This window comes from Phenylobacterium sp. (assembly GCF_041916435.1).
In the GTDB taxonomy this organism is placed as follows: Bacteria; Pseudomonadota; Alphaproteobacteria; order Caulobacterales; family Caulobacteraceae; genus Phenylobacterium.
On the sequence record NZ_JAYRZM010000006.1, the window covers coordinates 205883 to 219114 of the forward strand.

The following is a 13232-nucleotide window of genomic DNA, read 5'->3' on the forward strand; positions in this document are numbered from 1 at the left end:
GTCCAGGACTTGAGAACTTCCTATTCGGCCGTCGCGCGTTTCAAGAGGTCCAGCGCCGCGGCGGCGAAGGCGCGCATGTTGGCGGCCCGGTCGCTCTCGCCGGTCTCGATGGTCAGCGCCATCTCGACAGGGCCGGAGATGGCGATGCAGGTGTGGCCGGCGGCGTCGCCGTAGGGGTTGCCGGTCGGGCCGGCCGCGCCGGTCTCGGATATCCCCCAGGTGGCGCCGAACCGCTCGCGGGCCGTGCGGGCCAGCAGCAGGGCGTAAGGCTCGCTCGCCGAGCGCATCCCCGTCACCGCCTCGCGCGGCAGGTCCATCAGGAGCACCCGCGCCTTGGCCGTGTAGACCACCGCCCCGCCCAGGTAGTAGGCGCTGGCCCCGGCCACGCCGAGCAGCGCCGCCGAGATCAGCCCGCCCGACGAGGACTCGGCCACCGAGACGGTCTCGCCCCTGGCCTTGAGCTGGGCGCCGATCTCCTCGGCGGCGGCGAACAACTGATCCATGCGGGTCCTTCCCTCAATCCAGGCGATAAACGCGGCGCGCCGTGTCCTTGAACAGCAGCGCCTTCTCGGCGGCCGAGGCGCCGGCGGCGATCCTCTTCAGCGCGTTCCATAGCACCGCATAGCTGCACGAGACCCCGTCCACCGGATAGTTGCTCTCGAACATCGCCCGCTCGGGCCCGAACGCCTCGATGCAGGTTTCGATGTAGGGCCGCCAGGCTTCTGCCAGCTCCGCCGAGCCGGGCTTCTCCTCACGCTTGTGGAACTCGAAGCCGCAGATCGCCATGCCCAGGCCGCCCAGCTTGACCACCACGTCGCGGCATTCGGCCAGCTCGCGGATGTGGCGCTCCCACGCCGGGAAGATCTCGTCGCGCTTGCCGGCGTAGGGGCCGATGCCCAGCGGCCCGCCCACGTGGTCCAAGACGATCGGCTGGCCGGGGAAGGCGCGGGCCAGGTCGATCACCTGCGGCAATTGCGGATGGAACTGCCAGGCCTCGAACGACAGGCCGAAGTCGGCGAGCTTGGCGAACCCCGCGCGGAAGTCGTCGCGCCCGTAGAGGTTCTCCGGCGGGTTGGTGTGGCTGTTCCTGACGGCGGCGCTGGCGTCCCAGCCGCCGGCGTGGCGGATGCCGCGGAAGCGCCCGCCGCCGGCCACCATGTGCGCGGCCAGCACCTCCTCCACCTCCCCGCCCAGGGTCAGGTCGGCGAAGCCGACGATGCCGGCGCAGGCGCGGATCGGCCCGTAGACGCCGCTGGCCGACATGGCCGCCACGCCGTTGACGAATTCGGTCTCGCCCACCGGCTTCAGCGCCTCCGGCCCCTCGGCCCGATAGAACGAGGCGCACTCGACGAAGACGGTGCTTTCGATGTTGTGGCCCGAGCCGCAGTCGGCCAGGAGCTCGTCCAGCAGGTAACGGCTGGTCCCCGGATAGTCCCACAGGTGGTGGTGGGGATCGCAGATCGGCAGGTCCGGCTCGATGATCTCCTCGACGGCCGCCTCAGCCTGATTGGTCATGCGCCCCTCCCCTGCATCGGCGGTTTTTCTTGGAATCCCCCGCCGGCCGCGCTCATGATGCCCGCCAATTCAAAGAGCCGCTATTCACGGGAGGATTTTTTCATGGACGCTCAATCGCAGTGGACCGGCCTCGACGCCGACCGGCTCGAACGCATCGGCGATCACCTGGAGCGCAATTACATCCAGTCCGGCAAGATCGCCGGCTGCCAGCTGGCCGTCGCCCGCCACGGCCACACCGCCTATTTCAAGTCGTTCGGCAAGATGGACCTGGAGCGGAACAAGCCGATGGCCGACGACGCCATCTTCCGCATCTATTCCATGACCAAGCCGATCACCTCGATCGCGCTGATGAGCCTCTACGAGAAGGGCTACTTCCAGCTCAACGACCCGGTCAGCCGCTACGCCCCGTCCTGGAAGAACCATCGCGTCTGGATCTCCGGCGAGGGCGCCGACATGGTCACCGAGGCGCCGCGCCGGCCGGTGAGCTTCCGCGACGTGCTGGGCCACATGAGCGGCCTGACCTACGGCGGCGGCCTGCCCGGCGTCGGCATCCAGCACCCCGTGGACAAGATCTATCGCGAGCTGAAGGTGCGCAGCGTCGGCGGCGCCGATCCCATGCACGTCTTCCTCGACAAGCTCGGCAAGGTGCCGCTGCTCTACCATCCGGGCGAGGCCTGGATGTACTCCCTGGCCACCGACGTCTGCGGCGCGCTCGTCGAGGTGATCTCCGGCAAGCCCTTCGCCCAGTATCTGCAGGAAGAGATCTTCGAGCCGCTCGGCATGAAGGACACCGCCTTCCAGGTGGCGCCGGAGAAGCTCGACCGCTTCTGCGCCAACTACCAGCGCAATCCCGACAAGTCCCTCAAACTGATCGACGATCCGGCCGAAAGCCCCTTCGCCCAGCCGCCCGGCTTCACCTCCGGCGGCGGCGGCCTGACCGGCACGACGGCCGACTACATGCGTTTTTGCGAAATGCTGCGCCGGGGCGGCGAGCTGGACGGCAAGCGCATCGTCGGCCCGCGCACGCTGGAAATGATGCACATGAACCACCTGCCGGGCGGCCAGGACCTGTCCAGCGTCGCACTCGGCACCTTCTCTGAAACCGCCAACGACGGGGTCGGCTTCGGCCTGGGCTTCGCCTCCACCATGGGCCAGGTGGAGACCGGCTCGCTCGGCGCCGGCGACTACTACTGGGGCGGCGCGGCCTCGACCATCTTCTGGGTCGATCCGAAGGAGGATCTGACGGTCGTCTTCATGACCCAGCTCATGCCGTCGGGCACCTTCAATTTCCGCGGTCAACTGAAGAGCATCATCTACTCGGCGATCGTCGACTAGGAGCGCGCGCGCCGGCCGAGGGCGAGCGCCCGCAAAGGCTCTCGGCCGGCCCTCTCAACTTTAATTTGCTATGATCGCGTTAAGCATTTCGGACGACAAAGATTCCCTGGAGTGGAGCGGCCGACATGCCCATGGCCATCGAAGATCTAGAGGCTTGCCTGCGACAAGCCTTTCCCGACGCTGACATCCGCGTCGACGACCTGGCTGGCGACGGCGACCATTATCGCGCGCGCATCGTCTCCAGCGCCTTCAAGGGCCTGCCGCGCGTGCGCCAGCACCAGCTCGTCTACGCGGCCCTGAAAGGCAGGATGGGCGGCGAGCTCCACGCCCTGGCCCTCGAAACGGCGACGCCGGGGTAGGGAACGGCTGATGCGCTACCGGCCCTTCGGCATCTCGGGAAAGGCGGTCTCCGCGATCAGCTTGCTGATGCGCGAAAGCCCGACCCTGCCCACGCCGCTGGCCTGGCGCTCGTTCATCTTCGCGGCCATGGAATGCGGCGTGAACTGCTTCGAGATGGTCGCCGGCTCGGAGGCCATGTGCGCCGGATTGCAGGGCGCGCTCCAGGCGGTCGAACGCCGGCTGCTGTTCCTCACCTGGCGCATCCGCGGCGAGCCGGGCCGGCCGCTCACCGCCGACATCATCTCCGCCAGCGTGCGCGGCGGACTGCAACGCACGCACTGCGCCTACTTCGATCTTCTGATGTTCGACGAGCAGGCGTTCGCCACCCTCACCGAGGACGCCCACCGCCTGCTGGACGACATGCGCTCGGCGGGCGTGGCCCTGCAGATGGGCGTGGCCGGCCGCGGCCCGGTGATCGACGCGGTGATCGCCGACCCGACCTTCGAGGTCGCCGCCTCGCCGTTCAACCTCACCTCCGGCTGGGACGTGCGCCGGCGCATGAAGGAGGCGGTGGCCGCCAACATGGCGCTGATCGGCTACGACGTCTTTCCCCAGGCCCTGCTCAAGCCCCAGGCCGTCCAGCCGCAGAAGACGGGCCTCTTCCGCCGCCACGTCGAGCCCCTGGCCGGGGCCGGCACCTACGCCTTCCTGCACGAGACCTCGGGCTGGGCCGCCTCGGAGTTGTGCCTGGCCTACGCCCTCACCGAGCCGGCGTTCGCCACCATCCAGGTCGAAGTCGCCCGCGCTGAGATCCTGGAGCGCATGTGCGCGGTGGCCGACCGCGACCTGCCCACCGGCGTCGCCGCCCAGATCGAGATGGCCCGCTTCAGCCCCCAGGCCAACGAGGCCGAGCAGAAGCGCGCCTGAGGCGCGCCGCGACAGGCCGCGCGCTTGACCCCGCCGCCTCGGCTCCCTAGCTGTCGGACAACCAGTTCCTCGCACCGAAGGGGCGAACCATGACCGACGCGGCGACCGCCACCCCCGTTCACGACTTCATCGCCAACACCGTGGCCGAAAACCCGGTGGTGCTGTTCATGAAGGGCGTGCCCGAGCAGCCCCGCTGCGGCTTCTCCGCGGTCGTGGTGCAGATCCTGGATCACCTGGGCGTCGACTTCGTCGGCGTCGACGTGCTGCAGGACGAGGAACTGCGCCAGGGCATCAAGTCCTTCTCCGACTGGCCGACCATTCCCCAGCTCTATGTGAAGGGCGAGTTCGTCGGCGGCGCGGACATCCTGCGCGAGATGTTCCAGTCCGGCGAGCTGCGGCCGTTCCTGACCGAACAGGGCGTCCTGTCCGCCTGATCCCTGAAGGGACGGCCATGAGCGGCAAGCCGTTCGAGCCCCGCACCGGGGCCAAGGTGTTTTCGCGCGCCTTCGCGCCCTCGCCCGAGGACATCGACGAGAACGGCCACGTGAACAACGTGGTCTATCTGCGCTGGGTGCAGGACACCGCCACCGCCCATTGGGACAGCCTGTGCCCCGCCGAGGAGCGGCCCAGGTGGGCGTGGATCGTCCTGCGCCATGAGGTGGACTACCGCCGTCCGCTGCTGCCCGGCGAGACGGCGACCTCGCGCACCTGGGTCGCCGAGACGGCCGAGGGGCCCCGCTTCGACCGCTACGTCCGCATCGACGGGCCCGACGGCCACATGTGCGCCCAGGCCCGCACCGTCTGGTGCCTGATCGAGCAGGCCACCGGCCGGCCGCGCCGCGTGCCGGCCTGGATGATCGACATGTTCGCCTGAGCCGGCCGCCGGCGTTCGGGAAGGCGCCGGCCCCGCTTTTTTGCACCCGCGAAGAAAATGCGCCCGCGCCAATTTCCCGCGACCGCGGCGATAGGCGTCCTCTATCGGGCGAGCCGGCGGGCGCCCCCGCGCCAAGTCCCGCCGAATTGACCTGAATCACGGCTTTCGCCTCGGGCACGGCTTTCCTGGGCGGCGTCGCGCGCGGGCGATCCCACGGGAACGGCCGCGCCACGCCCATCGATTTTCTCTATGCTATTTCCAGGGAAAATCAATTTTCTTCATGCTGCGGCGCGGGATACACAGCCGCCATCGTGACGCAAACAGGAGAGACCCGATGTCCCTGATCAACACCGAGATCAAGCCGTTCACCGCCCAGGCCTTCAAGGAAGGCAAGTTCGTCACCGTCAGCGACGCCGACGTGAAGGGCAAGTGGTCGGTGTTCTTCTTCTACCCGGCCGACTTCACCTTCGTCTGCCCGACGGAGCTGGAGGACATGGCCGACCTCTACGGCGAGTTCCAGAAGCTGGGCGTGGAGATCTACTCCGTGTCGACCGACACGCACTTCTCGCACAAGGCCTGGCACGACAGCTCGCCGGTCATCAGCAAGATCGACTACTTCATGATCGGCGACCCGTCCGGCGTGGTCACCAACAACTTCGGCGTGATGCGCGAAGGCCAGGGCCTGGCCGACCGCGGCACCTTCCTGGTCGATCCGGACGGCGTGATCCAGTTCATGGAGATCACCTCCGAAGGCGTCGGCCGCAACGCCGCCGAACTGCTGCGCAAGGTCAAGGCCGCCCAGTACGTCGCCGCCCACCCGGGCGAAGTCTGCCCGGCCAAGTGGGAAGAGGGTGAGAAGACCCTCGCCCCGTCGCTGGACCTGGTCGGCAAGATCTAAGTCCGCCCCAACCGTCGCCGTCCGCCGCATTTCGCCGGCGGGCGGCGGCCCCTCCCCCGTTTCCTATTGGAGCCCGCCATGTTGGACCAAGGCCTGAAGACCCAGCTCGCCGCCTACCTGCAGAATCTGCGTCAGCCGATCGAGCTCGTGGCCAGCCTCGACGACTCTGCGAAGTCGGCCGAGATGAAGGACCTCATCGCCGACATCGCCGCGGCCTCCGACAAGGTGTCCGTGCGCCTGGACGGCGCCGACGCCCGCAGGCCCTCCTTCGCCATCACCCGTCCGGGCGAGGATGTCGGCGTCCGCTTCGCCGGCCTGCCCATGGGCCACGAGTTCACCTCGCTGGTGCTGGCCCTGCTGCACGTCGGCGGCCACCCGCCGCGGGTCGAGCCCGAGGTGATCGAGCAGATCAAGGCGCTGGATGGCGACTACGCCTTCGAGACCTATTTCTCGCTGTCCTGCCAGAACTGCCCCGACGTGGTGCAGGCGCTGAACACCATGGCCGCGCTCAATCCGAAGATCCGCCACGTGGCGATCGACGGCGCCCTGTTCCAGGCCGAAGTCGAGGCCCGCAAGGTCATGGCCGTGCCGACCGTGCTCCTGAACGGCCAGCCGTTCGCCCAGGGCCGCATGGGCCTGGAGGAGATCCTGGCCAAGCTCGACACGGGCGCCGCTGCGCGCGAGGCCGAGAAGATCAAGGCCAAGGAAGCCTTCGACGTGCTGGTGGTCGGCGGCGGCCCGGCCGGCGCGGCGGCGGCCATCTACGCCGCGCGCAAGGGCATCCGCACCGGCGTGGCGGCCGAGCGCTTCGGCGGCCAGGTGCTGGACACCATGGCCATCGAGAACTTCATCTCCGTCCCGCACACCGAGGGCCCCAAGCTGGCCGCGGCGCTGGAACAGCACGTCAAGGACTACGAGGTCGACGTGATGAACCTGCAAAGCGCCGTGCGGCTGGTCCCGGCGGCGCAACCCGGCGGCCTGGTCGAGGTCGAGCTGGAGCACGGCGCCAGCCTGAAGGCCAAGACGGTCATCCTGGCCACCGGCGCCCGCTGGCGGCAGATGGGCGTGCCCGGCGAGGAAGAGTACCGCAACAAGGGCGTGGCCTATTGCCCGCACTGCGACGGCCCCCTGTTCAAGGGCAAGCGCGTGGCGGTGATCGGCGGCGGCAACAGCGGCGTCGAGGCGGCCATCGACCTGGCCGGCATCGTCTCCCATGTCACCCTGATCGAGTTCGACGGCCAGCTCCGCGCCGACGCGGTGCTCCAGCGCAAGCTCGCCAGCCTGCCCAACGTGACGGTGCTGACCAGCGCCCAGACCACCGCGGTGCACGGCGACGGCGAGAAGGTGACCGGCCTCAGCTACAAGGACCGCAAGACCGAGGAGCTGCACCGCGTCGAGCTGGAAGGGATCTTCGTTCAGATCGGCCTCGTGCCGAACACCGAGTGGCTGAAAGGCGCGCTCGCCCTGTCGCCGCGCGGCGAGATCGAGATCGACGCGCGGGGGGCGACCTCCGTTCCCGGCGTCTTCGCCGCCGGCGACGCGACGACCGTGCCCTACAAGCAGATCGTCATCGCCATGGGCGCCGGCGCCACCGCCGCCCTGTCGGCCTTCGACTATCTGATCCGCATGGCTCCGGTCGAGGAGCCCGTCGCGGCCTGACCGTTTGCACGGGGCCGGCTCCCGGCCGGCCCCGCCTAACGCCCCGGCCCGGTCCAGGCCGCCAGCGGATTGAGCAGGAACACCGGCTCGCCCGGCGACAGTCCGAGTTCGTCATAGGTGAAGGCGAGCTTCGTCTTGCCCGGGGCGAACGACTTGCAGACATCCAGCCGCCGACGCGCGAACGCCAGGGTGGCCGACTGGCCGGTCGGTTCCACGTAGAAGGCGAAGTCGGCCTTGGTCGTGCAGCCGTTGGAAGCCACCTCGATGGTGATCTCGCCCCGGCCCGCCACGGCCGCATAGAGCGGCTCCAGCTCGGCCAGCGGCGCCTTGGCGGGCGTCAGGACCGGCGGCGTCTGGCCGGCGCACCCGGCGAGCAGCGACAGGCCGGCGATCAGGACAAGGCGGCGATGCATGACGCCACTCAATCACAGCTTCGCCGGCGGCGCGATCAGGCCGCCGCCAGCGCCTTGAACATCAGGCTCGTCGCCTCAAGTTCGTTCACGTCCGGCGCGCGGGCGTAGCCGGGATAACGCCCGGCCAGTTCGTAGCCCAGCGACAGGTAGAGCGGCTCGGCGGCGTCGCCCGAGCGGGTGTCCAGGGTGAGCAGGCTGCGCCCCTCGTCCAGCGCGGCCGCCTCCAGCGCCAGCATCAGCGCCCGCGCGATCCCGCGCCGCCGCGCCTTCGGATGCACCAGGAGCTTGGATACGTCCGCCCGGTGAGCCTGATTGGGCATGGTCTCCAGGCAAAGCTGCACCGTGCCGACGGCCTCGCCGTCCAGCCGGGCGATGAACAGCCGCCGCCCGCCCCGCGCCAGCGACGGCAAGACCGCCTCCGCCCAGAACCGGCGCGCGTCCGCCAGCTCGAACGGCAGGATGAAGCCCACGCTGGCCCCGGCGTGCACGCAGGCGTGCAGGACCTTCGCAAGCGCTTCCGTATCGGCCTCGGACGGCGGGGCCTCCAGCCGGTCGATGCGAAGCTCCGCGGCGGCGAACATCCTTCGGCTCCCTCAGATGATGGCGATCAGGTAGCGGGCCGCGTCCGGCCCCGGCGCGGCCAGGCTGTTCGGCCCGAACAGGCGGTAGCGCAGGCAGTCGCCCGGCTGCAGCCGATGGCGCTCGCCCTCCAGGGTCACCTCCAGCGTTCCTTCCAACAGGTAGAGGTGGTGCTCCAGTCCCGCGCGCGGCGGGCCCGGATAGTCCACCCGCGTCCCGGCCGGCAGGCGCACCTCGATCAGCTCCCCCGCCAGGCCCGCGCTCGGCGGCGAGACCGAGCGGCGGACGAGGCCGGTCTGCGGGTCGGTCCACACCGGCTGGGCCTCGGCCCGCACCAGCGCCGCGCCGGTCCCCTCCACCTCGGCCAACAGGCGCGACATGGTCACGCCGAACGCCGCGCAGAGCCGCCCCAGCACGGCCGCCGTCGGGCTCACCTCGGCCCGCTCCACCCTGGACAGGGTCGCCCGGCTCACCCCGCTCAAGGCCGCCAGCTCCTCCAGCGACCAGCCCTCGCCGCGCCGCAGCTCGGCCAGGCGGCGGGCCAGGCGATCGTCGACGTCCAGGTCGGGCGAGTCCATTTACGAGAGAATATCTCATATTCGAGAATATCCAAGCGGCCGGCACGCCGCCGCCCGGGGCGCGTTCGACCTCAGCCTACGATCGGCGGATTGAGCCGGGCGAACGCCTCCTGCGTGCGATAGGGATAGTAGGGATAGGCCGGCATGACGTCGCTGGCCCGGTCGAGCCGCGCGATCTGGTCCGGCGTCAGCGACCAGCCCACCGCGCCAAGGTTGTCGCGCAACTGGGCCTCGGTCCTGGCGCCGATGATCACCGAGGAGACCGTCGGGCGGCTGAGGAGCCAGGCGATGGCGACCTGCGGGATCGTCCGCCCGGCCTCGGCGGCCACCGCGTCGAGCGCGTCGACCACGTTGAACAGCCGCTCGTCCGGGACGGGCGGGCCCCATTGGGCGGTGTCGTGCAGGCGGCTCAGCGCCGGCAGCGGCTGGCCGCGGCGCAGCTTGCCGGTGAGGCGGCCCCAGCCGAGCGGGCTCCAGACCAGGGCGCCGACGCCCTGATCCAGGCCAAGCGGCATCAGCTCCCACTCGTAGTCCCGGCCGACCAGGGAATAGTAGGTCTGGTTGGCGACATAGCGCGGCCAGCCGTGGCGCTCGGCGGCGGCCAGCGACTTCATGAGCTGCCAGCCGGAGAAGTTGGAGACGCCGACGTAGCGGACCTTGCCGGCGCGAACGAGCAGATCCAGCCCGTAGAGCACCTCCTCGACCGGAGCCGCCGCGTCGAACGCATGGAGCTGGAGGATGTCGATGTAGTCGGTACCGAGCCGGCGCAGCGAAGCCTCGACCGCGCGCGGCAGGCGCTCCAGCGCGGTCCCCGCGTCGTTCGGACCATCGCCCATCGGCAGGCCCGTCTTCGTGGAGATCAGGACCTCATGCCGGCGTCCCTTGATCGCCGCGCCAAGCGCCTCCTCCGAAGCGCCGTCCGAATAGACGTCGGCGGTGTCGAACAGATTGACCCCGGCTTCCAGACACAGGTCGATCATGCGCCGCGCCTCGGCGCCGTCCGTCCGCCCCCAGGCGGAGAACAGCGGCCCGCGGCCGCCGAACGTGCCGGTCCCGAAGCTCAGCACCGGCGTCTTCAGGCCCGAGCGGCCCAGGTTGCGGTATTCCATCCTTACTCTCCTTCCACGGAACAAAGCGGGCTGCTCGCCCGGCCGAGCGTCACGCTCGCGATCGCCAGCAGCAGGCCCAAGGCGGTGACGGCGGCCGCCACCAGCGGCAGGGCCGGCAGGCCGGGCCCCTGATCGATGGTCAGGCCGCCCGCCCAGGCGCCGAGCGCGTTGCCGAGGTTGAAGGCGGCGATGTTCAGGCTGGCGGCGAGCGTGCGGCCCGCCCCGCCCGCCTGTTCCAGAAGGTTGAGCTGCAGCGGGGCCACCGTGGCGAAGGCGGCCACGCCGAGCGCGCCGACCAACGCCACGGTCGCCGACTTGGCCTCGAGCGCCGGCGCCATGACGAGCAGCACGCCGACCAGGGCGCCGATCGTCGTCAGGAGCGCGCGGGCCAGGCCCCTGTCGGCCAGCCAGCCGCCGGCGATGTTGCCCGCCGCCAACCCTGCGCCGAAGACCAGCAGGACCGGCGAGACCGCCGAGGGCGCGAGCCCGGTCACCTGGATCAGCAGCGGCTGGATGTAGGTGAAGACGGTGAAGAGCCCGGCGAAGCCCAGGACCGTCGTCGCAAGGCCCAGCAGCACCTGCGGCCGCGCCAGGACGGCCAGCTCGTCCTGCAGGGTGGCGACGTCCTCGTCCCGCCCGACGTCGTCGGGAACCAGGAGCGCAAGGACGGCGAAGGCGACGACGCCGATCGCCGCGACCGCCCAGAAGGCCGCGCGCCATCCCAGCCACATGCCGAACCAAGCCCCGAACGGAACGCCCAGAAGGGTGGCGACCGTCAGGCCGATGAACATGGCGGCGATGGCCGACGCGCGCTTCTCGGGCCCGACGAGGCCGGTGGCGACCACCGAGCCGACGCCGAAGAAGGTTCCGTGCGCCAGCGAGGTCAGGACGCGCGCGGCCATCAGCAGGCCGTAGTTCGGCGCCAGCGCGCAGGCGGCGTTGCCGGCGATGAAGATGGCCATGAGGGCGAGAAGCACGGCCTTGCGGGGGGCCCGGCGCGTGGCGAGGGTCAGGATCGGCGCCCCCGCGAAGACGCCCAGCGCATAGCCGGAGATCAGCAGCCCGGCGGTCGGGATCGAGACGCCCATGTCGCCGGCGATCTGCAGGAGCAGGCCCATGATGATGAATTCGGTGGTGCCGATCCCGAAGGCGGCGACGGTCAAGGCGAACACGGCGAGCGGCATGCGCGATCTCCGGGGGAACAACAGGACCCGCCGCAGATGGCCTCGACGCCGAAAATGAATTAGGGGGCCGATAGGACTAACTTATGTGAATTGAATTCAACATGTCGCGCTTCGAAGCCAATCGCGCCGCCGAGATGGAAGTGTTCGTGCGCATCGTCGCCCTGGGCGGCCTGACGCCGGCCGCGCGCGACGTCGGGCTCACGCCGTCGGCGATCAGCAAGCTGATGTCCCGCCTGGAGCGGCGGCTCGGCGCGCGGCTGCTGAACCGCTCGACCCGGCGGCTGCAGCTCACGCCCGAGGGACGGGCCTTCTACGACCGGGCGGTGGCGATCCTCGCCGACCTGGACGAGGCCGAGCGCGCCGCAGCGGCCGGCGCGCGCCCCGCGGGCCACCTGACCGTGAACAGCAACATCCCCTTCGGCATGCGCTACGTGCTGCAGCTGACGCCGAAGTTCCTGGCCCGCTACCCCGAGGTCACCATCGACGTGGTGCTGTCCGACACCGTCGTCGACCTGATGGAGGCGCGGGCCGACGTCGCCATCCGGGTGGGCCCGCTGGAGCCCTCGTCGCTGATCGCGCGCAAGCTCGGGAGCAGCCGCATGGTCGTGGTCGCCTCGCCCGACTATCTCGCCCGTCGCGGCGCGCCGAAGACCCCGGCCGAGCTGCTGGACCACGTCGGCGTCGGCTGGACGTTTCCCCGCCTGATCAGCGGCTGGCCGTTCCTGGTCGGATCGACCGTCCAGTCGGTGTCGCCGCCGCCGATCGCCCGCGCCAGCGACGGCGAGGCGGCGCGGCTCCTGGCGCTCGGGGGCGTCGGCCTGGCGCGATTGGCCCGCTTCCATGTGGATCCGGATATCGCCGAGGGCCGGCTGACGCCCGTCCTCGAGGACCTGAACCCCGGCGACCGGGAGGACATCCACGTCATCTATCAGGGCGCGCGGGGTCCTCTTCCGGCGCGAGTGCGCGCCTTCATCGACTTCCTGGCCGAGCACGTGCGGATCGACGCCTGACAAAGCAAAAGGCCCCGGATCGCTCCGGGGCCTTCGCGAAGACTTCGGTGTCGGCGCCGGTTAGGACGCGTAGAACTCGACCACGAGGTTCGGTTCCATCTTCACCGGATAGGGCACTTCGGCCAGCTCAGGCATCCGCACGTAGGTGGCGGCCATGCCCTTGGCGTCGACCTGGATGTAGTCGGGCGTCTCGCGTTCCGACGAGGCCAGGGCTTCCAGCACCAGGGCCATGTTGCGCGAGCGCTCGCGCACGGCCACCACGTCGCCCGGCTTCACGCGGTAGGACGGGATGTTCACGCGCTTGCCGTTCACCGTCACGTGGCCGTGGTTGACGAACTGGCGGGCGGCGAAGGGGGTCGGCACGAACTTGGCGCGGTAGACCACCGCGTCCAGGCGCGATTCCAAGAGCGCGATCAGGTGCTCGGAGGTGTTGCCCTTGCGGCGCGCGGCGTCCTGGTAGATGCGGGCGAACTGCTTTTCGGTCAGGTTGCCGTAGTAGCCCTTCAGCTTCTGCTTGGCGCGAAGCTGCAGGCCGAAGTCCGACACCTTGGACTTGCGGCGCTGGCCGTGCTGGCCCGGGCCGTAGGCGCGGCTGTTGATCGGAGACTTCGGGCGACCCCAGATGTTTTCGCCCATCCGGCGGTCGAGCTTGTACTTGGCGCTATGACGCTTGGTCATACGTAACTCTCTCAATTCGACGCGGGCCGGCGCCTTCCCGACGAAGGCGCGATCTCAACGGCGGCGACCACATCACCCGTATAAGCATCGCATCCGCTCGGGCGGGCCCGGCGGAGGAAGGGGCGGTGTATGAC

Annotated in this window: 16 protein-coding genes; 8 read left to right on the forward strand and 8 right to left on the reverse strand. The window is 69.9% G+C overall.

The features are described 5' to 3' along the window. Nucleotides 1–20 precede the first annotated feature (20 nt). Both ACE3TA_RS17865 and ACE3TA_RS17870 read right to left on the reverse strand, forming a co-directional pair. On the reverse strand, nucleotides 21–503 hold the full coding sequence (locus ACE3TA_RS17865) for a CinA family protein (protein WP_374575671.1): 483 nt from the start codon (nucleotides 501–503) through the stop codon (nucleotides 21–23). A 13-nt stretch (nucleotides 504–516) separates the two neighbouring features. Next, nucleotides 517–1515 (reverse strand): amidohydrolase, encoded by a 999-nt coding sequence (locus tag ACE3TA_RS17870; RefSeq protein ID WP_374575672.1) that lies wholly within the window; start codon nucleotides 1513–1515, stop codon nucleotides 517–519. Nucleotides 1516–1617: 102 nt separating this feature from the next. Here ACE3TA_RS17870 and ACE3TA_RS17875 point away from each other — a divergent pair, with 102 nt between their 5' ends. The 7 genes from ACE3TA_RS17875 (at nucleotide 1618) to ahpF (ending at nucleotide 7547) form a co-directional block, all read left to right on the forward strand. Continuing rightward, entirely contained in the window at nucleotides 1618–2850 is a 1233-nt protein-coding gene (locus ACE3TA_RS17875) for a serine hydrolase domain-containing protein (protein ID WP_374575673.1), read from the forward strand. 125 nt (nucleotides 2851–2975) lie between these two features. Continuing rightward, a complete protein-coding gene (locus ACE3TA_RS17880; protein ID WP_374575674.1) occupies nucleotides 2976–3209 on the forward strand; it encodes a BolA family protein in 234 nt (77 codons plus the stop codon). 10 nt (nucleotides 3210–3219) lie between these two features. After that, nucleotides 3220–4116: an aldo/keto reductase gene (locus ACE3TA_RS17885; protein WP_374575675.1), complete on the forward strand. Its 897-nt coding sequence runs from the start codon at nucleotides 3220–3222 to the stop codon at nucleotides 4114–4116. Between the two features lie 89 nt (nucleotides 4117–4205). Further along, the gene (grxD, locus tag ACE3TA_RS17890) at nucleotides 4206–4550 is read left to right on the forward strand and encodes a Grx4 family monothiol glutaredoxin (protein WP_374575676.1); all 345 of its coding nucleotides are present in this window, start codon (nucleotides 4206–4208) and stop codon (nucleotides 4548–4550) included. A 17-nt stretch (nucleotides 4551–4567) separates the two neighbouring features. Beyond that, entirely contained in the window at nucleotides 4568–4990 is a 423-nt protein-coding gene (locus ACE3TA_RS17895) for an acyl-CoA thioesterase (protein ID WP_374575677.1), read from the forward strand. Nucleotides 4991–5324: 334 nt separating this feature from the next. After that, the gene (gene ahpC / locus ACE3TA_RS17900; RefSeq protein ID WP_374575678.1) at nucleotides 5325–5888 is read left to right on the forward strand and encodes an alkyl hydroperoxide reductase subunit C; all 564 of its coding nucleotides are present in this window, start codon (nucleotides 5325–5327) and stop codon (nucleotides 5886–5888) included. A 78-nt stretch (nucleotides 5889–5966) separates the two neighbouring features. Continuing rightward, the gene (gene ahpF / locus ACE3TA_RS17905) at nucleotides 5967–7547 is read left to right on the forward strand and encodes an alkyl hydroperoxide reductase subunit F (RefSeq protein ID WP_374575679.1); all 1581 of its coding nucleotides are present in this window, start codon (nucleotides 5967–5969) and stop codon (nucleotides 7545–7547) included. Between the two features lie 35 nt (nucleotides 7548–7582). On the opposite strand, the gene ACE3TA_RS17910 is transcribed toward ahpF, so the two are convergent. The 5 genes from ACE3TA_RS17910 to ACE3TA_RS17930 all read right to left on the reverse strand — a co-directional run bounded on the left by ACE3TA_RS17910 (nucleotide 7583) and on the right by ACE3TA_RS17930 (nucleotide 11410). After that, nucleotides 7583–7960: a hypothetical protein gene (locus tag ACE3TA_RS17910; RefSeq protein WP_374575680.1), complete on the reverse strand. Its 378-nt coding sequence runs from the start codon at nucleotides 7958–7960 to the stop codon at nucleotides 7583–7585. Between the two features lie 35 nt (nucleotides 7961–7995). Continuing rightward, nucleotides 7996–8541, reverse strand: a complete 546-nt coding sequence (locus tag ACE3TA_RS17915; protein WP_374575681.1) for an N-acetyltransferase family protein — start codon at nucleotides 8539–8541, stop codon at nucleotides 7996–7998. Between the two features lie 12 nt (nucleotides 8542–8553). Then, nucleotides 8554–9117: a helix-turn-helix domain-containing protein gene (locus ACE3TA_RS17920; protein ID WP_374575682.1), complete on the reverse strand. Its 564-nt coding sequence runs from the start codon at nucleotides 9115–9117 to the stop codon at nucleotides 8554–8556. A 71-nt stretch (nucleotides 9118–9188) separates the two neighbouring features. After that, nucleotides 9189–10226: an aldo/keto reductase gene (locus ACE3TA_RS17925; protein WP_374575683.1), complete on the reverse strand. Its 1038-nt coding sequence runs from the start codon at nucleotides 10224–10226 to the stop codon at nucleotides 9189–9191. 2 nt (nucleotides 10227–10228) lie between these two features. Beyond that, nucleotides 10229–11410, reverse strand: coding sequence for an MFS transporter (locus ACE3TA_RS17930; protein ID WP_374575684.1), 1182 nt, complete (start codon nucleotides 11408–11410; stop codon nucleotides 10229–10231). 101 nt (nucleotides 11411–11511) lie between these two features. Here ACE3TA_RS17930 and ACE3TA_RS17935 point away from each other — a divergent pair, with 101 nt between their 5' ends. Beyond that, nucleotides 11512–12420 (forward strand): LysR family transcriptional regulator, encoded by a 909-nt coding sequence (locus ACE3TA_RS17935; RefSeq protein WP_374575685.1) that lies wholly within the window; start codon nucleotides 11512–11514, stop codon nucleotides 12418–12420. 60 nt (nucleotides 12421–12480) lie between these two features. Here ACE3TA_RS17935 and rpsD read toward each other — a convergent pair whose 3' ends face one another. Next, nucleotides 12481–13098: a 30S ribosomal protein S4 gene (rpsD, locus tag ACE3TA_RS17940; protein ID WP_374575686.1), complete on the reverse strand. Its 618-nt coding sequence runs from the start codon at nucleotides 13096–13098 to the stop codon at nucleotides 12481–12483. Between the last annotated feature and the right edge of the window lie 134 nt (nucleotides 13099–13232).